This window comes from Arthrobacter sp. MDB1-55 (genome assembly GCF_059092925.1).
Genome location: NZ_JBNHID010000004.1, coordinates 98,970 through 122,472 on the forward strand (window position 1 = coordinate 98,970; position 23,503 = coordinate 122,472).

Here is a 23,503-nt window from a genome sequence, read left to right on the forward strand (position 1 = left end):
GCCTTGGGTTCGTGGGAGCGCGCCGACCGCCGACGCCGCAAGACTTAAGGATGGGTGAACGTGCCTTCGAACGACCAGACGGATGCCACGCGGGATGAGCTGATCCAGCTGATTACGCCCAACGGGGAGCGCCGTTCAAACGCCGCGTACGACCCCTGGGTTGCAGATGTTGATGGGGCTGCCCTGCAGGCCCTGTATGAGGACATGGTCGTCATCCGGCGGATCGACGCCGAAGCCACCGCGCTCCAGAGGCAGGGTGAGCTCGCGCTCTGGCCGCCGCTCCTTGGTCAGGAAGCAGCGCAGATCGGTTCGGGTCGAGCCCTTCGTGAGGACGATTTTGTGTTCTCCAGCTACCGTGAGAACGGCGTGGCGTACTGCCGCGGTGTTGACCTGACGGATCTTCTCCGGGTCTGGCGCGGGAACGCCTCCTCGGGCTGGGATCCTTACGCCATCAATATGGCCACGCCCCAGGTGATCATCGGAGCGCAGACCCTGCATGCCACCGGTTATGCCATGGGCATCCTCACAGACGGCGCCGACTCGGTCGCTGTCACCTACTTCGGTGACGGTGCCACCAGTCAGGGCGATGTCAATGAAGCAATGGTGTTCGCGGCCAGCTACCAGGCACCGGTCATCTTCTTCTGCCAGAACAATCAGTGGGCCATCTCGGAGCCGGTCCGTTTGCAGGCGCATGTGCCGATTGCGCGCCGCGCACCGGGGTTCGGTATCCCGTCCGTTCGCGTTGACGGCAATGACGTGCTCGCCTGCCTTGCCGTCACACGGGAGGCGCTTGACCGGGCGAGGACGGGCGGCGGCCCGACCTTCATCGAAGCGGTGACCTACAGGATGGGCCCGCACACCACCGCGGACGATCCCACCCGATACCGGGACGCGAATGAACTTGAGGACTGGGCCGCCAAGGACCCCATTGCGCGCCTCGCCGGGCTGCTTGATTCCGAGGGCCTCCTACCCGCCGAAGTCAGCGACGCAGTCAAGGCCACAGCGGATGAGGTTGCGGCGCGGCTGCGTGAGGGATGCATCTCCATGCCGGAGCCGGCAGCTCTCGACGTGTTCAAGCATGTCTACAGTGAACCCAACTCATGGCTTGAGCGGCAGCAGGACCATTACGAGCAGTACCTGACTTCATTCGGATCTTCTGAGGAAGGGGGCCGCTGATGTCCACCATGACATTCGGGCGTGCCATCAACGCCGGGCTTCGACGCGCCATGGATAACGATCCCAAGGTTGTACTCATGGGGGAGGACATCGGAAAGCTCGGGGGCGTCTTCCGCATCACTGACGGACTGCAGAAGGACTTCGGCCCGCACCGCGTCCTCGACACGCCGCTTGCCGAATCCGGGATCATGGGCACGGCTGTGGGCCTGGCCTACCGGGGCTACCGTCCCGTCGTCGAGATCCAGTTCGACGGGTTCATCTACCCGGCATTTGACCAGATCGTGTGCCAGGTGGCCAAGCTGCACTATCGGACGAAGGGAGCGGTGAAGGTTCCGCTCACCATCCGTGTGCCCTTCGGCGGTGGGATCGGGTCTCCCGAACACCACTCCGAATCACCCGAGGCATACTTCACCCACACCTCGGGACTCCGCGTGGTCAGCGTTTCGAACCCGCAGGATGCCTACGTGATGATTCAGCAGGCCATCGCGAGCGATGATCCCGTGCTCTACTTCGAGCCGAAGCGTCGTTACCACGTGAAGGGGGAGGTCGACGAGAGCGTCGATCTCAGCTCCACAAGCATGAACGACGCCCGCGTGGTGACCGAGGGCAGCGATGTCACGCTCGTAACCTATGGGCCGCTCGTGCCGACGGCGCGGGACGCCGCGATCGCAGCGTCCGACGACGGGATCTCGATCGAGGTGATAGACCTTCGTTCCCTTGCGCCCATCGATTTCGGGACCGTGGAGAAATCGGTCCGGAAGACCGGACGGCTGGTCATCACCCATGAAGCCGCCCAGTCGGGCGGGCTTGGCGCGGAGATCGCCGCCAGCATCACGGAGCGCTGTTTCTACCATCTCGAGCACGCGCCGGTCCGCGTGACCGGGTTCGACATCCCGTACCCCTACTCCAAGGTGGAGTTCCACCATCTGCCGGACCTTGACCGGATACTGGACGGAGTGGACCGCGCCCTCGGGCGGCCCAATTCCTTGAGCTCGCACAACGGACTGGAAGGATAGTGGCACCGGTGATCAAGGAATTCCGACTGCCCGACCTCGGTGAAGGCCTCACCGAGTCGGAAATAGTTGCCTGGCACGTCGCGGTAGGCGACACGGTGGAACTCAACCAGGTGATCGCCGATGTCGAGACCGCGAAAGCGGTCGTCGAACTGCCGTCGCCCTACGCGGGCGTCGTCGCGAAACTCCATGAGCAGCCCGGCACCGTGGTGGAGGTCGGCGCGCCGATCGTCTCCTTCGATGTGCCCGGTGCGGGTGGTGACGCACCGGCCACCGATGGCCCGGACCAGAGCAGGTCCGAGCCCGCCGAGCCGCCCAGGCGCGAGCCGAACCTCGTCGGCTACGGCGCAGCGGTCGAGAAGTCGGGTCGGCCCGCACGGCGAGCCCGGCGTGCCGGCGCAGCGGTACCAGCCACCACTATTGACGCCGCCGCTCCGGCCGCTTCTGCTCCTGCTATATCAACCGAACCAGCGGTTACGCCGCCACCGGCTCCGGCTCCGGCTCCGGCTCCTGCTCCTGCTGTTGCGGATGCGCCGCGGGAGCGTCCGCGGTCAACACCGCCGGTGCGGAAGCTCGCCCGGGACCTCGGTATCGACCTGACGGGACTGACCGGCAGCGGGCCGAACGGACTGATAGTTCGCGAAGATGTCCTTGCTGCGCAGCAGGGAAACGCTCCAGCCAGCAGGCAGATCACCGCCGAGGCACCGCCGTCGTCGGGCACCGGCGGCGAGCGCGTAACCCGGACGCCGATCAGGGGAGTGCGCAAGCACACTGCTGCCGCCATGGTGGCCAGCGCCTTCACCGCTCCGCACGTCACCGAGTTCCTGACGGTGGACGTCACCGCGTCAATGGAGCTCCTGGGACGTCTCAAGGCGAGCAGGGCCTTCGCCGATGTCCGCATCACGCCGCTGGCTCTGGTGGCGAAGGCGCTGTGCATCGCGCTCGACCGTAACCCGACCCTGAATTCCCGGTGGGATGAGGCGGCGCAGGAAATCGTGCAACACCACTACGTGAATCTGGGTATTGCGGCGGCGACACCGCGCGGATTGATGGTTCCGAATATCAAGGACGCCCACGAACTGGGCCTGCGGGAGCTGGCTGAGGCGCTGACGGAATTGACCGAGACAGCACGCGCCGGCAAGACGGGTCCGGCGGACCTTTCCGGCGGAACGATCTCCATCACCAATGTTGGAGTGTTCGGTATCGACGCCGGCACGCCCATCCTCAACCCTGGGGAAGCGGCGATCCTGGCCATGGGGTCTGTCCGCAAGATGCCATGGGAGTACAAGGATGAGATTGCCCTCCGGCAGGTGATGACCCTCAGTCTGTCCTTCGACCACCGGCTGGTGGACGGCGAACAGGGCTCACGCTTCCTGGCCGATATCGGCACGATCCTGCGGGACCCGGGCATGGTTCTGACCATGGTTTAGCCGGTCCACTCATCGTGAGCTACGTGCAGCTCCGCTGCCCTGAACGCTGTAGGGGCACCGGAGCTGCACGAAACTTCTGCTAGTGAAACTTCCGCTAGCGCAGTTCGAGCAGGAGTTCCTTCACAACCGCTCCGCGGGCGTTGGCGAAGCCCTGGGTCTCCCCGATCTGGGTGAAACCGTAGCGCTCAAGGATGCGGATCGAGTTCGTGTTGTCGGCGACAGCGCGTGCCCGCAGCGGGCGCTCGGTGAACTCCTCGAGGAAGAGGCCGACTGCCGCCGTCGTAATTCCCTGCCCCCAGCGTGCCTTGTCGATCCAGTAGCTGATCTCGGGGACGTCGCCGTCCCGGTAAGCCAGGATGCTGCCCACCACGGCGTCGTCAGCGACGATGGTGCGGACGGTCACGGTGGGATCATTCAGGATGTTCTGCCAGTGATGGTTGAAGACACCCCGGTCCGAAGGGTTCTTGGCGCTGAAAGCGGCCATGTGGTTGGCGCTGGGGTCCAGCTGATGGGAAAAGAATTCGTCCAGGTCGGAAGGTTCAACGGCGCGTAGCGTAATCACTGGAAGCTTTCAGGTAGGCGGAACACGGTACTTACACAAAGTTCTGGGTGCACGGAGTGTGCTCTCCATCAGCGTACTAGGACGTAGCGCGTCGGTGCCCTTCGCGGACTTACGCCTTCACGCTCAGGGCGGCCCACGCCATTTCCTCGAGTAACTGACGCAGTTCAGCGGTGTCCTTACTGCTGCGCCGGCGGTGAGTGGAGTGCGGGGTGGAGTTGATCAGTCCGAACGCGGCGTGCGCCTTCCGGCGCAGGTGCGTTCTGTCCTGATTACGGGCCAGCGCCGAAAGGGCGTCAACCCAGACCTCGACGTAGTTGCGCTGAAGCGACCGCACCGTTTCCTGGTCGTCGTCGGCCAGCGAACTGAGATCCCGGTCCTGTACCCGGATGACGTTTGCATTGCGCAGGGCGAAGTCCACCTGGAACTCGATCAGCCCGCGCAAAGCCTGCTCCGGGCTCGGGCTTTCCGCAACAACCGCACGTCCACCCTCGAGCAGGTCCTGGCTGACTCCGGCGAGCAGCGCAGCAAGGACCGCAGGTTTGCCGCTGAAGTGACGGTAGACCGCCGGCCCGCTGACTCCGGCCGCCGCACCGAGATCCTCAATGGACACCCCGTTGTAGCCACGCTCGGCAAAAAGCTGTGCGGCAGCATCCAGCAAGGCTGCGCGCCGGGACGCTTTGGCCAGGCTGCGGCCGGTCAGCCGCGTGGGAGCTGGAGCGTCCATGCCTTCCTTTCGTGACGGACTGTCATCGTGAAGTGAACGGGGAGTGGGACGCCTCCATTCTGGTGGACAGTTTAGTTAATAGCTACTAACCTAAATTTGAGTTAATCCCCGCTAACTGATTGCGTCCATGGGTTCTGGACACCCGTGCGCCGACCGGAAGGACGTCAATGGAGACCCTGGCATCGCGCCTTGACCCGAACGCCGAGGCGTTCCGTCAGAACCACGCGGGTCAGCGGGCGCTCGCCGATGAGCTTCGCAAACGCCTCGCGCAGACGGCTCTCGGCGGGCCGGAGCACTCGCGGGAACGCCATGTCAGCCGCGGCAAGCTGCTGCCGAGGGACCGCATCGACCATCTGCTGGATCCCGGCAGCCCGTTCCTCGAAATCGCCCCGCTGGCCGCCAACGGAATGTACAACGATGAGAGTGCCGGCGCCGGAGTCATCGCCGGGATCGGGCTGATTCACGGACGGCACGTCCTGGTGATCTCGAATGACGCAACGGTCAAGGGCGGCACGTACTATCCGATGACCGTCAAGAAGCACCTCCGGGCGCAGGAAATCGCTCTGGAGAACAACCTTCCGTGCGTGTACCTGGTGGATTCCGGCGGAGCGTTCCTGCCGAAGCAGGACGAGGTGTTTCCCGACCGGGAGCACTTCGGACGCATCTTCTATAACCAGGCCACGATGTCCGCCCGGAAGATCCCGCAGATCGCCGCGGTGATGGGCTCCTGCACGGCCGGCGGCGCCTACGTTCCGGCCATGAGCGATGAAACCGTCATTGTCCGGAACCAGGGGACCATCTTCCTCGGCGGTCCGCCGCTGGTGAAGGCTGCGATCGGTGAAATCGTCACGGCGGAGGAGCTTGGCGGCGGCGACGTGCATGCGAAGACTTCCGGCGTCGTCGACCATCTCGCCGAGAACGACCAGCACGCCCTGGAGATCGTTCGGGATATCGTCTCGACGCTCCCCGTCCCGGACCCTGCCTGGACACCCGGGGAATCCGAAGAGCCCCGGGTGGACATGGAGAGCCTCTACGGGGCTGTGCCGCTCGATGTCAACGCGCCCTACGACGCGAGGGAAATCATCGCGCGCATCGTCGACGGCAGCCGCTTCCACGAGTTCAAGAAGGAGTACGGCACCACGCTCGTGACGGGCTTCGCCACGCTGCACGGGCACCCGGTCGGCATTGTCGCGAACAACGGCGTTCTCTTCGGGGAGTCCGCCCTGAAGGGTGCGCACTTTATCGAACTGTGCGATCAACGGGGCATTCCGCTGATCTTCCTTCAGAACCTGTCGGGCTTCATGGTAGGCCGTGACTACGAGGCCGGCGGCATCGCGAAGCACGGAGCGAAGATGGTCACCGCGGTGGCGACCTGCCGCGTACCGAAGCTGACCGTCGTCGTCGGCGGTTCCTTCGGGGCGGGAAACTACTCCATGTGCGGGCGGGCGTACTCGCCGCGGTTCCTCTGGATGTGGCCTGCCAGCCGCATCTCCGTCATGGGCGGCAACCAGGCGTCCTCAGTGCTGGCCACCGTGAAGCGCGACCAGATCGAGGCGCGCGGTGAGCAGTGGAGCACCGAGGATGAAGAAGCGTTCAAGGCACCCATTCGTGAGCAGTACGAAGCGCAGGGGAGCCCCTATTACTCCACGGCGCGGCTCTGGGACGACGGCATCATCGACCCTGCAGACACCCGCCGCGTCCTCGGCCTCGCCCTCGATGTCTGCGCCAACGCACCGTTGCCGGACACCTCCTTCGGCCTCTTCAGGATGTGATCCGCATGACAGACACAGCACTTTTCAACACTGTCCTCGTTGCCAATCGAGGTGAGATTGCGTGCCGGGTGATCCGGACGCTGCGGGCCCTCGGCATCCGCTCGGTCGCGGTGTACAGCGACGCCGACGCCGATGCCCGCCACGTTCGTGAGGCGGATCAGGCGGTACGGATCGGTCCCGCTTCACCGGCACAGAGTTACCTCAACATCGAGGCGATTGTCGCCGCCTGCGAGGGGACCGGTGCGCGGGCGGTGCATCCCGGCTACGGGTTCCTGAGCGAGAACCAGGCCTTCGCCCGCGCCCTTGAGGAGGCAGGGATCGCCTTCATCGGCCCCCGCGTCCACGCCCTGAACGTCATGGGCGACAAGATCCGGTCCAAGAACCACGTCAGCGGGTTCGGCGTGCCGGTGGTTCCCGGAATCGCCGAACCCGGGCTCAGCGATGACGATCTCGTTGAAGCCGCCGAACACGTGGGCTACCCGCTGCTCATCAAGCCCTCCGCCGGCGGGGGCGGCAAGGGAATGCACGCCGTGGACCGCCCGGAGGACCTCCGGAGCAGCCTGCAGACGGCACGCCGGGTGGCTGCTTCGGCTTTCGGCGACGACACGCTGTTCCTTGAGCGGCTGATCCGCAGCCCGCGGCACATCGAGGTGCAGGTGCTCGCCGACACCTACGGCAACGTCATTCATTTGGGGGAGCGGGAGTGCTCGCTCCAGCGCAGGCACCAGAAGGTCATCGAGGAAGCACCCTCACCTCTGCTTGACGAGGCAACGCGCGTCCGCATCGGTGAAGCGGCCTGCAACGCGGCCCGCAGTGTCGACTATGTGGGTGCCGGCACCGTGGAGTTCCTCGTGTCCGACGACGCACCCGACGAGTTCTTCTTCATGGAGATGAACACGAGGCTGCAGGTGGAACATCCCGTCACCGAAATGGTCACTGGTGTGGACCTGGTCGAGTGGCAGGTGCGCATCGCGGCGGATGAGAAGCTCACGCTCGCGCAGGACGACGTCGTGCTCACCGGCCACGCCGTGGAGGCGCGGGTGTACGCGGAGGATGCGGAAGCCGGATTCCTTCCGTCGGCGGGCACCGTCGTCGACCTCGCAGAACCGCACGGCGAAGGCATCCGTGTGGACAGCGCCCTGCTGCCGGGGCTGGAGATCTCACCGACCTACGATCCGATGCTCTCAAAGGTCATCGCGTGGGCTGATTCCCGCGCGCAGGCACTTGACCGCCTCGACCGTGCCCTTGCACAGACAAGGGTCGCGGGACTGCGCACCAACATCGAGTACCTGCGGTTGCTCATCAACGACGACGACGTCCGCGCCGGCAGACTCGACACCACCCTGATCGAGCGGAAGCTTCCAGGGCTCTCCTTCCGGACGGCGGCCGGTGCTGAGTTGGCTGCGGCCGCCGTCGTACTCGCTGCAGAAAGCGTGACCCGAGGCGCGCGCCGTCGTGCCGGCTCTCCCTGGCACACCGGCGACGGCTGGCGGCTCGGAGGGGTCCACGCCCCTACTCCGGTCCAGCTCCAGGTGGCAGGCTCAGCACCGCAGACCGTCCCGATCACACGGGATGGCGAGCGAAGCCTCGTCACTGTGGGCGGAAGTCGTTTCGAGGTGTCCCGACTGCCTGCCCCTGCGAGCGGTGGGGCTCCCCGCGCCGTGGTCGACGGCGTCACGTTGGACACGCGCCTGGTTCGGGCCGGGTCAACGCTCTGGCTGACCGACGCCGGCTGGTCCCAGCCCGTTCGCCTGCTGACACGCGAGGAAGTCCTGCAGGCGCAGTTGGCAGCCGTCTCGCGGTCTGAGGGCGCGGCCGACCCCGAGGTGCGCTCGCCGATGCCGGGAACGGTCATCACCGTGAATGTCACCGACGGCGATCCCGTGACGGAGGGCCAGGTCCTTGTCACGGTCGAAGCGATGAAGATGGAGCACCAGCTGACCGCCGCCGTCACCGGAACGGTCGCCATCTCCCTCAGCCCGGGCGACCTCGTGTCGGCGAACCAGGTTGTTGCCCGCATTCACCCCGTACCGTCCGGCGACGCAGAAGATCCTGCCGCCGGTCCCGTCCCTCCAGAACAGGAAGATCCCCAGTCATGAACTTTGAACTGAGCGAGGAATACCAGGACCTTGTTGATACCGTCCGGGAGTTCGCAGACCAGGTCGTAGCGCCGGTCTCCGCCAAACACGACGAAGAGCACAGCTTCCCATACAAGGTGATCGCCCAGATGGGAGAACTGGGACTCTTCGGCCTCCCGTTCCCCGAACAGTACGGCGGCATGGACGGCGACTACTTCGCCCTGTGCCTCGCGCTTGAGCAGCTGGCGCGGGTGGACCAGTCCGTGGCCATCACGCTCGAGGCAGGAGTGTCGCTTGGAGCAATGCCGGTGTACCGCTTCGGGACCGAAGAGCAGAAGCAGCAGTGGCTGCCCATGCTGACGAGCGGTGAAGCGCTCGCCGGTTTCGGCCTGACCGAGTCGGAGGCCGGCTCGGATGCCTCCGGAACCAAGACCAACGCGAAACTGATTGACGGCGAGTGGGTGATCAACGGCACCAAGGAGTTCATTACCAACTCGGGCACCGACATCACCCGTCTGGTGACCGTGACAGCAGTCACCGATACCTCCACGCGCGACGACGGCACGGTGAAGAAGGAAATTTCCACCCTTCTCGTGCCGACCGATACGCCAGGATTCACCGCCGAAAAGGCATACAACAAGGTCGGCTGGAACGCATCAGATACGCACCCACTGACCCTGAAGGACGTCCGCGTCCCGGAAGCGAACCTCCTCGGCACCCGCGGCCGCGGTTACGCGAACTTCCTCCAGATTCTCGACGAGGGCCGCATCGCAATCGCTGCCCTCGCTACCGGTGCCGCCCAGGGCTGCGTCGAGGAGTCAATCCGGTACGCCAAGGAACGCCAGGCCTTCGGCAGCAATATCGGTGCCTACCAGTCCATCCAGTTCAAGATTGCGCGGATGCAGGCGAGGGCCCATACCGCGCGCCTCGCCTATTACGACGCCGCTGCCCGGATGCTGGCAGGCAAGCCGTTCAAGACGCAGGCGTCCATCGCTAAGCTGGTCGCAGGCGAGGCAGCGATGGATAACGCCCGTGACGCCACGCAGATTTTCGGCGGATACGGGTTCATCAATGAGTTCACGGTGTCCCGCCACTATCGTGACTCGAAGATCCTTGAGGTCGGAGAAGGAACCACCGAGGTGCAGCTGATGCTCATCGCCCGCGAGCTCGGACTCTGACCACCCAGCTCACCGAGCTGATCGATTTGTAAGGGAGAAGCAGTGATAGACAAAGTCGTCGCCTCAGCAGCCGAGGCCGTAGCGGACATTCCGGATGGAGCGTCCCTGGCCGTTGGCGGGTTCGGACTCTGTGGGATTCCGGTAGCGCTGATTGACGCGCTGCATGAACAGGGGACCAAGGAGCTTGAGACCATCAGCAACAACTGCGGAGTGGACGGCTGGGGCCTCGGCAAACTGCTTGATGACCATCGTCTCCGGCGCACCATCAGCTCCTACGTCGGCGAGAACAAGGAGTTCGCCCGGCAGTACCTTGCCGGCGAACTCGAGGTGGTCCTGACCCCCCAGGGAACGCTTGCGGAGAAGCTGCGCGCCGGCGGGGCGGGCATCCCCGCCTTCTATACGACGGCCGGCGTGGGCACACAGGTGAGCGAAGGCGGCCTGCCGCAGAAGTATGACGACGCCGGCAACATCGCCATTGCGTCAGCACCCAAGGAAGTGCGGGAATTCGGCGGACAGGACTACGTGCTGGAGGAGTCAGTAAATCCCGACTTCGCGCTGGTGCACGCCTGGAAGGGCGACCGTCACGGCAATCTCGTCTTCCACGCAACTGCCATGAACTTCAACCCGCTGTGTGCGCAGGCAGGCAGGATCACCATCGCCGAGGTGGAGGAACTGGTGGAGCCGGGTGAACTGGATCCGGAACACATTCACACGCCGGGTATCTTCGTGCAGCGGGTAGTCCACACACCGAACATTGAAAAGCGGATCGAGAAGCGGACAGTGTCCCTCGACCCTGCGTCGTCCGCCCCCGCGGAAACCTCCAGCCAGGCGAAGGAGCTTTGATCATGGCGCTGACACGGAATGAACTCGCCGCCCGGGTGGCGCAGGAACTGGAGAACGGGCAGTACGTCAACTTGGGCATCGGTATGCCCACCCTGATCCCCAACTACATCCCCGCCGGAGTGGAAGTGGTGCTTCACTCCGAGAACGGGATTCTCGGCGTCGGGCCTTACCCCACAGAGGACCAGTTGGATCCGGACCTGATCAACGCAGGAAAGGAGACCGTCACCGTCAACAAGGGCTCGGCCTTCTTCGACTCCGCGTCCTCGTTCGGGATGGTGCGCGGCGGCCACGTCGACCTCGCAGTCCTGGGTGCCATGGAGGTTGCTGCCAACGGCGACCTGGCCAACTGGATGATCCCGGGAAAGATGGTCAAGGGCATGGGCGGCGCCATGGACCTGGTATTCGGAGCCAAGCGCCTGATCGTCATGATGGAGCACGTCGACCGCAACGGGAACCCCAAAATCGTCCAGCGCTGCTCGCTTCCGCTGACGGGCAAGGGCTGTGTGGACCGCATCATCACGGACCTTGCGGTGATCGATGTCGACCACGAGCGCGACGGCGGCACGCTGGTCCTCCGCGAGACGGCTCCGGGAGTGAGTGTCGATGAGGTACTGGCGGTTACGGGTGCGCCGGTGGAGGTCGACCTCGATGACGAGTGAGAGTCCTGCACCACGATCCGTCGTGCAGCGTGGGCTCTACTACGACGAACTGCACACCGGAGTGGTGTATGCACACCGCCCGGGCAGGACGCTCACGGAGGCGGACAACGTCCTGTTCACCACCATGACCATGAATACCCAGGCGCTGCACCTCGATGCGGCATGGAGCGCTGAGCAACCGTTCGGCCAGCGGTTGGTGAATTCGATGCTGACCCTTGCCACCGTCGTCGGGCAGTCAGTTGCCCAGCTGACACAGGGCACAATCGTGGCGCAGTTGGGTCTGACGGACGTTTCGTTTCCCAAACCGCTGTTCCACGGTGACACCCTGTATACGGAGACCGAGATCACGGAGAAGCGTCCGTCGAAGTCCCGTCCGGGGCAGGGACTGGTGACCATGAAGCACACCGGACGCAATCAGCACGGCGAGGTAGTGGCCCTGGCCACCCGGACGGTGTTGATGTGGTCCTCAGCTGCGCGCGGAGAGGGGCACGGAGAGGGGCACGGCGTCCATGACTGACTTCACGATGGGCCCGGCCCTGCTCTTCTGTCCCGGTGACCGGCCTGAGCGGTACAGCAAGGCGGCGGAACGGGCTGACGCAGTCATCCTCGATCTGGAGGACGCAGTAGCTCCCGACCGCAAGGCTGCGGCCCGCGAAGCGTTGATTTCGCATCCGCTCGATCCGGCGAAGACCATCGTGCGAGTCAACCCCGCTCAGAGCCACGAGTTCGCACTGGACCTCCAGGCACTCCGGGAGACGGCGTACCGGACGATCATGTTGGCCAAAGCCGAAGGCGGCGAGGACCTGTGGGCGCTGAACGGGTTCCACGTCGTTGCGCTGTGTGAGACGGCACGCGGCGTGCTCAAAGCGAGCGAGCTGGCTGAGGAGCCCAACGTCGTCGCCCTCATGTGGGGAGCGGAGGACCTGGTGGCTTCGCTCGGCGGCACCGCCAGCCGCAAGGACGACGGCGGCTACCGCGACATTGCCAGACACGCCCGCTCCACTGTGCTCCTGGCGGCTGCAGCAGCGGGCAAGCAGGCCGTCGACGCGGTCTACGTCAACATTCCGGACGTCGACGGACTTGCCGAGGAAGCACGCGACGCTGTCGCCTCCGGATTCGGTATGAAGGCGTGCATCCACCCCAGTCAGGTGCAGATCATTCGGGATGCGTACCGTCCCTCGGCCGAGGAAGAGCAGTTCGCTCGCGACGTGCTGGCCGAGGCGCAGCGCCACGGCGGAGTGTTCACGTTCCGGGGCAAGATGGTCGACGGGCCCATCCTTCGCCACGCCGAGCAGACCCTGCGGCGGGCACAGCGCACCTGACCTTCCGCGTTGAGTTGGCAGGACACACCCCGAAGAGCGAGCCAAAAGGGACGTGTCCTGCCAAGTCAACACATCGGGAGGGGTACGCGATACTGGAGGAATGGAGTACCCACGAGCCCAGCCTGGTCCGCGCCGCGTCGTCATTCTTGGATCCACCGGCTCAATCGGCACCCAGGCACTCGATGTCATCGCGCAGTCACCGGAGCTTTTCACGGTTGCCGGGTTGTCAGCCGGCGGATTGAACCTGTTGCTGCTGGCCGCACAGGCCGTGGAAACCGAAGCCCCCGTTGTGGCGGCTGCAGTCGCCTCCGCTGAAGAACTCAAGACCGCCATCGACGACGCCGCCCGCGCTTCCGGCAAGCCGTCGTACCGGCCGGAGATCTTCGCCGGCCCCGATGCCTCAACGCATCTTGCCGCCTGGCCGGAGGCCGACGTCGTCCTCAATGCCATCACCGGGTCGATCGGGCTCGCACCCACCCTCGCAGCCCTGAGGCAAGGCCACCTGCTGGCACTGGCCAACAAGGAGTCACTCATTGCCGGTGGGCAGCTGGTCCGGGACGCCTCCCGCCCAGGGCAGATCGTGCCCGTCGACTCCGAGCACTCTGCGATCGCCCAGGCACTGCGGTCCGGCACGGCCGACGAAGTGCAACGGCTTGTCCTCACCGCCTCCGGAGGCCCATTCCGCGGCCGGTCACGTGTGCAAATGTCCTCGGTCACCCCGGCGGAAGCTCTTGCGCACCCCACGTGGGACATGGGACTCATGGTGACCACCAACTCGGCGACGATGGTCAACAAGGCTCTCGAAGTCATCGAAGCGCACCTGCTGTTCGACGTACCCCTCGACCGTATTGACGTCGTCGTCCATCCCCAGTCGGTGGTCCATTCGATGGTCGAATTCATCGACGGGTCTACTCTCGCCCAGGCCTCCCCGCCGGATATGCGGTTGCCCATCGCCCTTGGCATCGGATGGCCGAACCGGGTGAGCGGAGCGGCCGCGGGCTGCGACTGGACGAAAGCAACCTCGTGGACGTTCGAACCGCTGGATGAGGAAGCGTTCCCGGCCGTCGCACTGGCGAAGGACGCCTCGGCCCTCGGCGGGACCCATATGGCGGTCTACAATGCCGCCAACGAAGAGGCAGTAACGGCATTCCATGCCGGACGGATCGGCTTCACGGACATCGTGGATACGGTACGCGCCGTCGTCGAAAGCCACACGAGCGACTCCGACGTCACCCTTGAGTCCGTACTCGACGCCGAGGCGTGGGCACGGCGCAGCGCGCGGATTCGTTGTGGCTTCCAGGACTGAAATGCAACCACCAAGAAGGAACTGACGAGTGACCATTGTGCTGTTCATAGCCGGCGTGCTGTTCGTGGCTGTCGGCATTGCAGCGTCCATCGCGCTGCACGAAGTGGGCCACCTGGTTCCCGCGAAGCTTTTTCGGGTGCGCGTTACGCAGTACATGATCGGGTTTGGTCCCACAATCTTCTCGCGTCGCAGGGGTGAGACGGAGTACGGCGTGAAGGCCCTCCCACTGGGCGGCTACGTCTCCATGATCGGCATGTTCCCGCCCGCGAAAACGGTCGACGGCGGTGCAGCGGTCCGTCAGTCCAGCACCGGAATGTTCCAGCAACTGGCGGCCGATGCCCGCCAGGCGGCCGCTGAGCAGCTTCGTCCGGGCGATGAAAACCGCGTCTTCTACAAGCTGCCCATCTGGAAGCGCATTGTGATCATGCTCGGTGGGCCGGTGATGAACCTGCTGATCGGCATTGTCATGTTCGCCATCCTCATCATGGGATTCGGGTCCGCGCAGCCCACCACCACAGTTTCCGAGGTCTACCAATGCGTTGTGCCCGCCGACCAGCAGCAGGAAACCGGACAGACCGACTGCGGACCCGCAGACCCGGCCGCGCCCGCGTTTGAGGCGGGCCTGAAGCCGGGCGACCGCATTGTCACCTTCGACGGACGCGAGGTGACCGGCTGGATGGAACTTTCTTCCTGGATCCGCGACGCTGCCGGCCGGGAGGTACCCATCACCTATGTGCGGGACGGCGAGACCTTCAGTTCGACGATCGAGCCCCTGCTGACCGAACGACCCGTTCCGGACATCGATGGGAGGGCACTCCTGAACGCGGACGGCACACCGGTCATGCAGGAGGTCGGTTTCATCGGCGTCGGCTCCCAGCAGGAACTGGTGCCGCAGCCGGCGTCGGAGGTCATGCCCGCGGTGGGGGATAGCCTGGTCCGGGTGACCGGGGTCGTACTGAATCTGCCGCAGCGGGTGGCTCAGGTGGCTGAAGCCGCATTCTCTGACGCGCCGCGCGATCCGGAGGGCCCCATCAGCGTAGTGGGTGTGGGGCGTATTGCAGGCGAGGTGTCCGCCATGGAGGAAATTCCTTTCGAAGCCCGGGCGGCGACGCTCGTGGGTCTGGTGGGAGGCGTGAACCTTGCGCTGTTCGTGTTCAACCTGATCCCGCTCCTGCCGCTCGACGGCGGCCATGTCGCCGGAGCTTTGTGGGAAGGTCTGCGCCGGAGTATTGCCAGACTGTTCAAACGGCCGGACCCGGGCCCGTTTGATATGGCAAAGCTCCTGCCCGTCACGTATGCCGTCGCAGTCCTGCTGATGGGCATGGGCGCCCTCTCGATCTACGCAGACATCGTCAAGCCGGTGAATCTCTTCGGCTAGGTTGAATTTCACATTTCACCCTTTCTAGGTTGAATTATGTAATTCAACCTCCTATGGTTGAACGATGTACGTCCTGACGATCGACCAACGCGACAGCACCCACACAGGGGACCGGGTCCCGGACCTGCTGGCTTGTCTCGAAGACGTGCCCTCGGAGGTGTCCTTCGAACGCTCAGTCGGCGATGAGATTCAGGGTGTCCTGGGATCAGCCGAGGCGGTCGTCGAAGCGACCCTTCGGTGCGTGCGCGACGGCGGATGGTACGTGGGAATAGGCATCGGCACCGTGGAACTTCCCTTACCGGCAAGCCCGCGGGAGGGGCGCGGAAGCGCCTTCGTCGCGGCGAGGGCCGCCGTCGAACGCGCCAAGAAGACGGCGGACCGCGCCCCGCTCGCGGTGGAAGGCCGCCACGGCGCCGCCGAAGCTGAAGGTGTGCTGTCGCTCATCGGGCGATTCGTCATGAACCGGTCCGAAGCGGAGTGGCGCATCCTGGACCTTCTTGAGCCCCAGCAGAGGGGAAGCCAGTCGGCGGTCGCCCGGGCGCTGGACATCAGCCCCCAGGCAGTGAGTAAGGCGGTCTCCCGCTCGGCATGGATTGAGGAATGGGCGGCTCGTCCCGCTGCCGCAGTATTGTTGCAGCTGGCGGAGGGGAATGTTCACCCGGCCGCGGATGGGGGAAGAAAATAATGGAGATTTTGTGGGGATTTCTGGCGCTGCTCGCTGCCGGCTTGCTGGGCTCACCCATCACGCTGGCCGTCCTGCGTCTCGCGCGGGCCGTGGATGAGCAGCAGAACCAGTCCGTCCCCGGATTGGACGTTTCCGCAACTGACGTAGAGTCGACGCCGGAAGCCGAGGTTGCTCTCCACGAGTCGGCTCCGGACACCCCGGGGGTTCTTCGCGGTGGACTTGTGATCGGCATCCTCGAACGGACCGGTGTGGCGCTGGCGATCCTCCTCAATGAGCCGGTGGCTATTGCCTACGTCGTGGCAATCAAAGGTCTCGGGCGCTATGCGGAGCTCAAAGAAACCCCTGCAGCCGCCGAACGTTTCATCATCGGGACGCTGACATCCCTGCTGTGGGCGTGCGCTGTCGCGGGCCTCACAGCGGTCTATCTCCTCTGATCACGTAGGGTGGAGACATGAGTGTTTTTGCAGTCGAGTACGTGTATGGTGCCGAATCCGCAGCCAGCCGGGATGAGCATCGCCCCGCGCACCGCGAATGGCTGAACCAGCTGGTCAGCAAGGGAAACGTCTTGGCATCCGGCCCCTTCGCAGACAACGCAGGGGCGCTGCTGCTCTTCGTTGCAGGCAGCGAAGCTGAGCTGAGCGACCTCCTGAAGCAGGATCCTTTCGCAACCGCGGGCGTCATCTCCGCGGTCAAGACAACACAGTGGAACCCCGTCATCGGAGTTCTCTCGGAGCACGCGGACCGGTAGCCGGCCTGCCGCACCCAGGGTCCGTCCCTCCCCACCAAGCCTTACCTATCCCTGGAGGATGCTTTGACCTCGGTCAACCTCGGAATGCCCGCCGCTCCGCCGCCCACCCTGGCGCCTCGGCGCAAAACCCGCCAGATCAAGGTGGGGTCTGTAGGCGTTGGATCGGACTCACCGATCAGCGTCCAGTCGATGACCACTACTCCCACTACCGACATCAACGCGACGCTCCAGCAGATCGCTGAACTGACGGCGTCGGGCTGCGACATCGTCCGCGTGGCGTGCCCGTCTGCCGACGATGCCGAAGCGTTGCCCATCATCGCGAGGAAGTCGCAGATCCCCGTGATCGCTGACATCCACTTCCAGCCGAAGTACGTCTTCGCCGCGATCGACGCCGGCTGCGCCGCGGTCCGTGTGAACCCGGGAAACATCCGGAAGTTCGACGACCAGGTGAAGGAAATCGCGGCCGCCGCCAAAGCTGCAGGCACGTCCATCCGCATCGGCGTCAACGCCGGTTCGCTCGACCCCCGGTTGATGGAAAAGTACGGCAAGGCGACCCCCGAGGCGCTCGTCGAGTCCGCTGTCTGGGAAGCATCGTTGTTCGAGGAACACGACTTCCACGATTTCAAGATTTCGGTCAAGCACAACGACCCTGTTGTGATGGTGAGGGCCTACGAACTGCTGGCTGAGCGGGGCGACTGGCCGCTGCACCTCGGGGTCACCGAAGCCGGGCCTGCGTTCCAAGGCACCATCAAGTCCGCTACAGCCTTCGGCGCGTTGCTCTCCAAGGGAATCGGTGACACCATCCGGGTCTCCCTGTCGGCACCCCCCGTTGAGGAAATCAAGGTCGGAAACCAGATCCTCCAGTCGCTGAACCTGCGTCCGCGCAAGCTGGAAATTGTGTCCTGTCCCTCCTGCGGCCGCGCCCAAGTGGATGTGTACACCCTCGCCGACCAGGTGACTGCCGGTCTCGAGGGTATGGAGATTCCCCTTCGAGTTGCCGTGATGGGTTGCGTGGTCAACGGTCCGGGTGAGGCACGCGAAGCCGACCTCGGTGTGGCTTCCGGAAACGGCAAGGGCCAGATCTTCGTCAAGGGAGAAGTCATCAAGACTGTTCCTGAGGACCAGATTGTTGAGACACTCATTGAAGAAGCAATGAGGATTGCCGAAGAGATGGGCGAAGCCGATGGCGAAACTGCTGGCTCGGGTGGCCCCGTGGTTACCGTCCGGTAGACAGTCCCCGAGTGGAGTAGCCTTTCGGACTCTCACGGGGAGGGACACCCCACCTCTCTGGGAGTTGGTGAACTCGGACAGCACGGCCAACGTTTTCATGGCCGCGCACCTCGAGGCGTCCGGCACGGCCGCGCCGTCGTCGTCCGGCGGGGAAGTGATCGGGGCGTTCCGCGGCTCCCGGATGCTTTCCGCCTGCTGGACAGGAGTCAACCTGGTCCCCATCGGGATGGCAGGTGATGACGCCGCGGCACTGGGCACGCTGCTCGGCGAAAGCGGACGGCGGTTTTCCTCCATCTTCGGTCCGGCGGAGAGCGTGATGGGTATCTGGTCCACCTTCAGTCCCTACAGCCCCGACCCGTTCGACGTACGTGCCGAGCAGCCGCTGCTCGAGATCAGTGAGCCCTCGCCCGTTCGCCCGACGCCGACGCTCCGCCACACGCGAAGTGAGGAGCTGGAGAGAATCCTTCCAGCCTGCGCGGCCATGTTCGAAGAGGAGGTGGGATACTCCCCGTACATCGGAGGCGAGGAACACTACCGACGGCGGGTGGCCAGCCTTATTCGCAGGCGCCACTCGCTGGTGGATTTCGACGACGACGGGCAGGTGATTTTCAAGGCGGAGTTGGGAACGGTGTCGGCCAGCACAGCGCAGATCCAGGGTGTCTGGGTCAACCCGGTGTATCGCGGACAGGGACTTAGCGCAGGCTATATGTCCGCCGTCGTGAACGAGGCGCTCAAACTGGCGCCGGTCGCCAGCCTGTACGTAAACGACTTCAACTCCCGGGCACTGGCGCTGTACAGGACCGTCGGATTCAGGCAGTCAGGTCTCTTCGCTACCGTCCTCTTCTGACCTCCGGTCCGTTCCTCTCCAGTCCCGCCGCGAAAGGCTTGTCATGACCAGCGCGCATCGCATCGGCGTCGCACTCGCCGTTGTCCTCGCGCTGGCCGCCTGCACCGGCGCGCCGGTCGAAGAAGAGCCGGCGGCATCATCGACGCCCACGAACACCGCAACCTCCGCTGAGCCCGGTACGGGCCAGCCGGATCCCGGTACCGGCGGCGCGTCGCAAGACGGCGACGGTTCCCAGCTGGACCCGGCGGAGCTGGTTGGGGTGCTCACTGCTGTGGACGAGGCGGAATCCCTAAATGCCCAGGTAATTCCGGACGCAGAAATCCGCACCCGCGAGAAGGAAGCCGCTCAACAGGTCGCGGGCATCACGGTGACTCCCGAGGAGTGCCACGCCTACATTGAATCAAGTCCCGACGTGTCGGAAAGGGCCAGCCGCGGTGCGATGACCTTTGCGGGGGAGTCATCCCTGCAGCCCGACACCGTCAGCCTGTCGAGTTTCGCGTCGGCAGAGGCGGCGCGTGCACAGGTGCAGGCGAGCCGGAAGCAGTTGGGTCCCTGCTCCGAGTTCACCATGGACATCTCCAACCAGTCCGTCCGTACGACCGTGGAGCAGATCTCAGCGAATACCGCGGCAGACGAAACCCTGGCCCTGCGCACCACCGCCCAGGTGCCCGGGACCATCCAGCAGTCAATCACGGTCAGGGCCGCGGTGGGCAGCACAGTGGTGGACGTGCTCGTGGGGAGCTCAACGGATCCGGAAGCCGACGTCGCCCGGGCGGAGAAGCTGACTGACCGGGTCGTGGCGGAGCTGCGGCTCCGCTGAACTGCGGTGTCATTTACAGTCCGCCGGACCGGTTAGATTGGTAGGTGTTGTTTACTGCCGCCGTACTCCCTTCATCCGCGGCAGAAAGTGCCAAAGAAACGGATTCCAAGCGTGGTCCTTCGACTCTCCACTCTTTTCCTGCGCACGCTGCGCGAAGATCCCGCCGAAGCTGAGGTGGCGAGCCACCGCTTGCTGCTGCGCGCCGGTTACATCCGCCGTGCCGCTCCGGGCATCTACAGCTGGCTGCCGCTCGGACTGAAAGTCCTCGCCAGGGTGGAGACGATCATCCGCGAGGAGATGGATTCCATCGGCGCTCAGGAGGTTCACTTTCCTGCGCTGCTGCCCAAGGAGCCTTACGAGGCCACCAACCGCTGGACCGAATACGGCGAGGGCATCTTCCGCCTGAAGGACCGCAAGGATGCGGACTATCTCCTGGCGCCCACCCACGAGGAAATGTTCACGTTGCTCGTCAAGGACCTGTACAACTCCTACAAGGACCTGCCGCTCAGCCTCTACCAGATCCAGACCAAATACCGCGATGAGGCCCGGCCGCGGGCAGGGCTCCTCCGCGGACGCGAATTCATCATGAAGGACTCCTACTCCTTCGATGTCGACGACGCCGGTCTCGAGCGCAGCTACGAGCTGCACCGTGAGGCCTACCTGCGGATCTTCGCCCGGCTCGGGCTTGAGGTGATCCCGGTAGCCGCCACTGCCGGAGCGATGGGAGGCTCCCGCAGCGAGGAGTTCCTGCATCCTTCCGACATCGGAGAGGACACCTTCGTGGTGTCCGACGGCGGATACGCGGCGAACGTCGAAGCCGTCACCACGGTGGTGCCGGCCGAGCTTGACTACGCCGATGCGCCCGCCGCCGAGGTACGGGACACGCCTGATACCCCGACCATCGAGACGCTGGTCGACCACTCCAACTCAGTCCTGCCGCGTGAGGACCGCCCGTGGACTGCTGCTGACACCCTCAAGAACGTCGTGCTCGCGGCAGTTCTGCCCACGGGTGAGCGCGAGCTCGTGGTTGTTGGAGTCCCGGGCGACCGGAACGTCGACCTGAAGCGTATTGAGGCCAACATCGCCGTCCACCTGTCTGTCGGCGGTGAGGTTGCCGTTGAGGCAGCCACCGACGAGGACCTGAAAAAGCGCCCGGGGCTGGTGAAGGGATACATCGGTCCGGGCCTCAGCCCCGATTCAGCGGTGCTGGGCTCGAAGAGCGCTACCGGCCTTCCCTTCCTGGTCGACCCGCGGGTCGTCTCCGGCACCGCGTGGGTCACCGGGGCAAACGTCCAGGGAAAGCACGTCTTCGGCCTCATTGCCGGCCGTGACTTCACGTGGGACGGCGTGATCGAATCAGTTGAAGTGCGTGAAGGTGACGAAGCCCCGGATGGCTCCGGTCCGCTCCGCGCACAGCGTGGAATCGAGATGGGACACATCTTCCAGCTCGGACGGAAGTACGCTGAGGCGCTCCATCTGAAGGTCCTTGACCAGAACGGCAAGCTGACAACGGTCACCATGGGCTCCTACGGCGTCGGCGTCACGCGTGCAGTGGCAGCGCTGGTGGAATCCAACCGCGATGACAAGGGCATCATCTGGCCGCGCAACGTGGCACCGGCAGATATCCACCTCGTCGCGACGGGCAAGGGCTCTGAGATCTTCGCTGCCGCCGAGGAACTGGCAGCCGAACTGGAGGCCAGGGGCCTGAGCGTTCTGTACGACGACCGGCAGAAGGTATCTCCGGGCGTGAAGTTCGGCGATGCCGAATTGATCGGTATTCCGACCATCGTCGTCGTCGGCCGTGGGCTGGCTGAGGGCCAGGTGGAGGTCAAGGACCGCCGAACAGGTGAGAGCGGGGATGTAGCTGTGGCAGACGTCGTCGAGCATCTGCTGACGCTCGCCCGCGCCTGAGGCTCCCACGGTGATGTCCGGGCTGGAAGAAATCCAGCTGGCTACAATCGTGCTCGTCGTGGTGGCGGGCTTCGCCGCCGGTTGGGTTGATGCCGTGGTGGGCGGCGGAGGGCTGATTCAGCTGCCCGCACTGCTGATGGTGCCGGGCATTACCCCCGTGCAGGCTTTGGCCACGAACAAGATGGGTTCCATCTTCGGCACGACGACGAGCGCCGTCACCTTCTTCCGGCGCGCGAGACCGGATCTTCGGACCGCGGTGCCGATGGCGGTCATCGCGCTCATCGGCAGTTTCGGCGGTGCTGTCCTCGCGGCGTCGCTTCCGGCGTCGGTGTTCAAGCCCATCATCATCGTTGCGCTGGTGGCGGTGGCCATCTTCACCGCATTCCGTCCGACCGTCGGCACCCTCACCAAGCTGAGGCACACCGGTCACCGGCACTACGGGACGGCCGGCGCGATCGGGCTGGTCATCGGCTTCTATGACGGTCTGATCGGACCTGGCACAGGTTCATTCCTGATCATCGCAATGGTCACCCTGCTCGGATACAGCTTCCTGGGCGCCAGCGCGAAGGCAAAGATCGTGAACATGGCCACCAACTTCGGTGCGTTGGTCTTCTTCCTGCCCAACGGCTCCCTGCTGTGGGGCGTCGGCCTGATCCTGGGCCTGGCTAATATGGTTGGCGGCTATGTCGGTTCCCGGATGGCGATCACCCAGGGCAGTACCTTCATCCGAGCGGTGTTCCTGGTGGTCGTCGGAGCCCTCATCCTGAAGCTCGGCTATGACGTGTGGGTCGAGAACATTCGCTGAGTGACGGTTACGGGGCGGCAAGGCGGCCAGCCGGCGGCAGGTGCCCCAGCGGCTTGCGCAGAAGATTGCTCGCGACCCACAGCGAGCGGTCGGCGTCGTCGGCTTTCCCCTCGCGGAGGTAGCCCAGCGCGTTCTCCACTTCCCGGACCACCGACCAGTCTCTGGCCAGCATGGCATCCAGACCCGCGGCGAGTGCAAGGTCGGTGCACCGGTCGCGCAGGTGCGCCGCCGGGTCAGATTCCGACAGGTCGCTGATCCGATTCCACAGCATCGGGGCTACGGCGAACTCTGCATCTCCCAACACCGGCTTGGGATCGATCGCGAGGAACTGACGGGGCCGCTCGGGTACCGGCAGGATGTTCAGGTAGTGCAGATCGGAGTGAACAAGCACGTCGTGGTCCCGGCGCCGGCCCACCGCCCCATGCACCTGGCACACCTCAAGGGCGTACTCCAGCAGCCAGCGGTCGAACGGCCGCCCAAGCATCTCCCACTCGAGCGGTAACGTGTCCGTCCACTGCTCAGCCTGATCAGCGACGGAGGGGATGGACAACCATCTCGGGTCCGGTCCTGTGGAACCGCCAGGCCTGATGGAAAGCCGGCGCATGATCGATCCCCAAATCTCTGTGGTCTCGTTCAGGGGCAGCTCCGCAAGAGATGAATCGCCGTCGAGCCGCTCAAGAAGCAGCACGAAATCGTCGCCGGCACTGTCGAGCAGTTCAACGGCTCCGCGGCCGTCCCACAACGCCAGAGCCTCAGGCTCGGCTGCGGCCTCCGCGTGCGGGGCTGTGATCTTGAGGACGGCGGGACGCCCGTCGGCACAGGCAACGGGAAGCACGACGGCGCAGTGTCCTGTCCACGGTGCAGCCTCCGGTTCCAGCTCGAGAACCAGATCCCATTGGTCCAGGTAACGCTCGGCGATGCCGGCCCAGCACTCCAGCCACGCCCTGCCGCTCGGCAGGCTCAGGACCCTGCGCACCAGGGTGCGCGGGAGCTCGATGTTGAGTGCGTCCACCCGT

The 23,503-nt window shown here is 64.8% G+C and carries 23 protein-coding genes; 20 read left to right on the forward strand and 3 right to left on the reverse strand.

Annotation, left to right across the window (positions count from 1 at the left end):
• The first annotated feature begins 60 nt into the window (after window positions 1-60).
• From pdhA to AC5RU3_RS15100, 3 genes are read left to right on the forward strand one after another with little or no spacing between them, the layout of a single operon-like run.
• A complete protein-coding gene (gene pdhA / locus AC5RU3_RS15090; protein ID WP_309070326.1) occupies window positions 61-1,176 on the forward strand; it encodes a pyruvate dehydrogenase (acetyl-transferring) E1 component subunit alpha in 1,116 nt (371 codons plus the stop codon).
• Window positions 1,176-2,192, forward strand: coding sequence for an alpha-ketoacid dehydrogenase subunit beta (locus AC5RU3_RS15095; protein ID WP_493966081.1), 1,017 nt, complete (start codon window positions 1,176-1,178; stop codon window positions 2,190-2,192). Before pdhA ends, AC5RU3_RS15095 begins: the two co-directional genes overlap by 1 nt.
• Window positions 2,189-3,619 (forward strand): dihydrolipoamide acetyltransferase family protein, encoded by a 1,431-nt coding sequence (locus tag AC5RU3_RS15100; RefSeq protein WP_493966130.1) that lies wholly within the window; start codon window positions 2,189-2,191, stop codon window positions 3,617-3,619. Before AC5RU3_RS15095 ends, AC5RU3_RS15100 begins: the two co-directional genes overlap by 4 nt.
• Window positions 3,620-3,713: 94 nt before the next feature.
• Here AC5RU3_RS15100 and AC5RU3_RS15105 read toward each other — a convergent pair whose 3' ends face one another.
• Entirely contained in the window at window positions 3,714-4,181 is a 468-nt protein-coding gene (locus AC5RU3_RS15105; RefSeq protein WP_309070329.1) for a GNAT family N-acetyltransferase, read from the reverse strand.
• A 109-nt stretch (window positions 4,182-4,290) separates the two neighbouring features.
• On the reverse strand, window positions 4,291-4,905 hold the full coding sequence (locus AC5RU3_RS15110; protein ID WP_309070330.1) for an SACE_7040 family transcriptional regulator: 615 nt from the start codon (window positions 4,903-4,905) through the stop codon (window positions 4,291-4,293).
• Window positions 4,906-5,072: 167 nt separating this feature from the next.
• On the opposite strand from AC5RU3_RS15110, the gene AC5RU3_RS15115 reads away from it, so the two are divergent.
• The 17 genes from AC5RU3_RS15115 (at window position 5,073) to AC5RU3_RS15195 (ending at window position 22,487) form a co-directional block, all read left to right on the forward strand.
• Entirely contained in the window at window positions 5,073-6,677 is a 1,605-nt protein-coding gene (locus tag AC5RU3_RS15115; RefSeq protein WP_493966082.1) for a carboxyl transferase domain-containing protein, read from the forward strand.
• A 5-nt stretch (window positions 6,678-6,682) separates the two neighbouring features.
• Window positions 6,683-8,776 carry an acetyl/propionyl/methylcrotonyl-CoA carboxylase subunit alpha gene (locus tag AC5RU3_RS15120; protein WP_493966083.1) on the forward strand — a complete coding sequence of 698 codons (2,094 nt, stop codon included), beginning with the start codon at window positions 6,683-6,685 and terminating at the stop codon, window positions 8,774-8,776.
• Window positions 8,773-9,933, forward strand: coding sequence for an acyl-CoA dehydrogenase family protein (locus AC5RU3_RS15125; protein ID WP_309070614.1), 1,161 nt, complete (start codon window positions 8,773-8,775; stop codon window positions 9,931-9,933). The genes AC5RU3_RS15120 and AC5RU3_RS15125 overlap by 4 nt, the downstream gene beginning before the upstream one ends.
• A 42-nt stretch (window positions 9,934-9,975) precedes the next feature.
• Window positions 9,976-10,776 (forward strand): CoA transferase subunit A, encoded by an 801-nt coding sequence (locus tag AC5RU3_RS15130; protein ID WP_493966084.1) that lies wholly within the window; start codon window positions 9,976-9,978, stop codon window positions 10,774-10,776.
• 2 nt (window positions 10,777-10,778) lie between these two features.
• On the forward strand, window positions 10,779-11,435 hold the full coding sequence (locus tag AC5RU3_RS15135; RefSeq protein WP_458116848.1) for a CoA transferase subunit B: 657 nt from the start codon (window positions 10,779-10,781) through the stop codon (window positions 11,433-11,435).
• Complete coding sequence (locus AC5RU3_RS15140) at window positions 11,425-11,952, forward strand: MaoC family dehydratase (protein WP_309070611.1); 528 nt, start codon at window positions 11,425-11,427, stop codon at window positions 11,950-11,952. Before AC5RU3_RS15135 ends, AC5RU3_RS15140 begins: the two co-directional genes overlap by 11 nt.
• A complete protein-coding gene (locus AC5RU3_RS15145) occupies window positions 11,945-12,757 on the forward strand; it encodes an HpcH/HpaI aldolase/citrate lyase family protein (RefSeq protein WP_309070610.1) in 813 nt (270 codons plus the stop codon). The genes AC5RU3_RS15140 and AC5RU3_RS15145 overlap by 8 nt, the downstream gene beginning before the upstream one ends.
• Window positions 12,758-12,857: 100 nt before the next feature.
• Window positions 12,858-14,063 (forward strand): 1-deoxy-D-xylulose-5-phosphate reductoisomerase, encoded by a 1,206-nt coding sequence (dxr, locus tag AC5RU3_RS15150; RefSeq protein WP_493966085.1) that lies wholly within the window; start codon window positions 12,858-12,860, stop codon window positions 14,061-14,063.
• 28 nt (window positions 14,064-14,091) lie between these two features.
• Entirely contained in the window at window positions 14,092-15,441 is a 1,350-nt protein-coding gene (locus AC5RU3_RS15155; protein ID WP_493966086.1) for a M50 family metallopeptidase, read from the forward strand.
• A gap of 64 nt (window positions 15,442-15,505) precedes the next feature.
• Complete coding sequence (locus AC5RU3_RS15160) at window positions 15,506-16,126, forward strand: MarR family transcriptional regulator (RefSeq protein ID WP_493966087.1); 621 nt, start codon at window positions 15,506-15,508, stop codon at window positions 16,124-16,126.
• Window positions 16,126-16,560, forward strand: a complete 435-nt coding sequence (locus AC5RU3_RS15165; RefSeq protein ID WP_493966088.1) for a hypothetical protein — start codon at window positions 16,126-16,128, stop codon at window positions 16,558-16,560. The genes AC5RU3_RS15160 and AC5RU3_RS15165 overlap by 1 nt, the downstream gene beginning before the upstream one ends.
• Before the next feature lie 17 nt (window positions 16,561-16,577).
• On the forward strand, window positions 16,578-16,874 hold the full coding sequence (locus AC5RU3_RS15170) for a YciI family protein (RefSeq protein WP_309070605.1): 297 nt from the start codon (window positions 16,578-16,580) through the stop codon (window positions 16,872-16,874).
• A gap of 63 nt (window positions 16,875-16,937) precedes the next feature.
• Window positions 16,938-18,104 (forward strand): flavodoxin-dependent (E)-4-hydroxy-3-methylbut-2-enyl-diphosphate synthase, encoded by a 1,167-nt coding sequence (gene ispG, locus AC5RU3_RS15175; protein WP_309070604.1) that lies wholly within the window; start codon window positions 16,938-16,940, stop codon window positions 18,102-18,104.
• A 67-nt stretch (window positions 18,105-18,171) separates the two neighbouring features.
• Entirely contained in the window at window positions 18,172-18,951 is a 780-nt protein-coding gene (locus AC5RU3_RS15180) for a GNAT family N-acetyltransferase (RefSeq protein ID WP_493966089.1), read from the forward strand.
• Between the two features lie 43 nt (window positions 18,952-18,994).
• Window positions 18,995-19,771, forward strand: coding sequence for a hypothetical protein (locus AC5RU3_RS15185; RefSeq protein WP_493966090.1), 777 nt, complete (start codon window positions 18,995-18,997; stop codon window positions 19,769-19,771).
• Window positions 19,772-19,882: 111 nt separating this feature from the next.
• Window positions 19,883-21,682, forward strand: a complete 1,800-nt coding sequence (locus AC5RU3_RS15190; RefSeq protein WP_493966091.1) for a proline--tRNA ligase — start codon at window positions 19,883-19,885, stop codon at window positions 21,680-21,682.
• Window positions 21,683-21,692: 10 nt separating this feature from the next.
• Entirely contained in the window at window positions 21,693-22,487 is a 795-nt protein-coding gene (locus AC5RU3_RS15195) for a TSUP family transporter (RefSeq protein ID WP_309070600.1), read from the forward strand.
• A 7-nt stretch (window positions 22,488-22,494) separates the two neighbouring features.
• Here AC5RU3_RS15195 and AC5RU3_RS15200 read toward each other — a convergent pair whose 3' ends face one another.
• Window positions 22,495-23,499: an aminoglycoside phosphotransferase family protein gene (locus AC5RU3_RS15200; protein WP_309070599.1), complete on the reverse strand. Its 1,005-nt coding sequence runs from the start codon at window positions 23,497-23,499 to the stop codon at window positions 22,495-22,497.
• Between the last annotated feature and the right edge of the window lie 4 nt (window positions 23,500-23,503).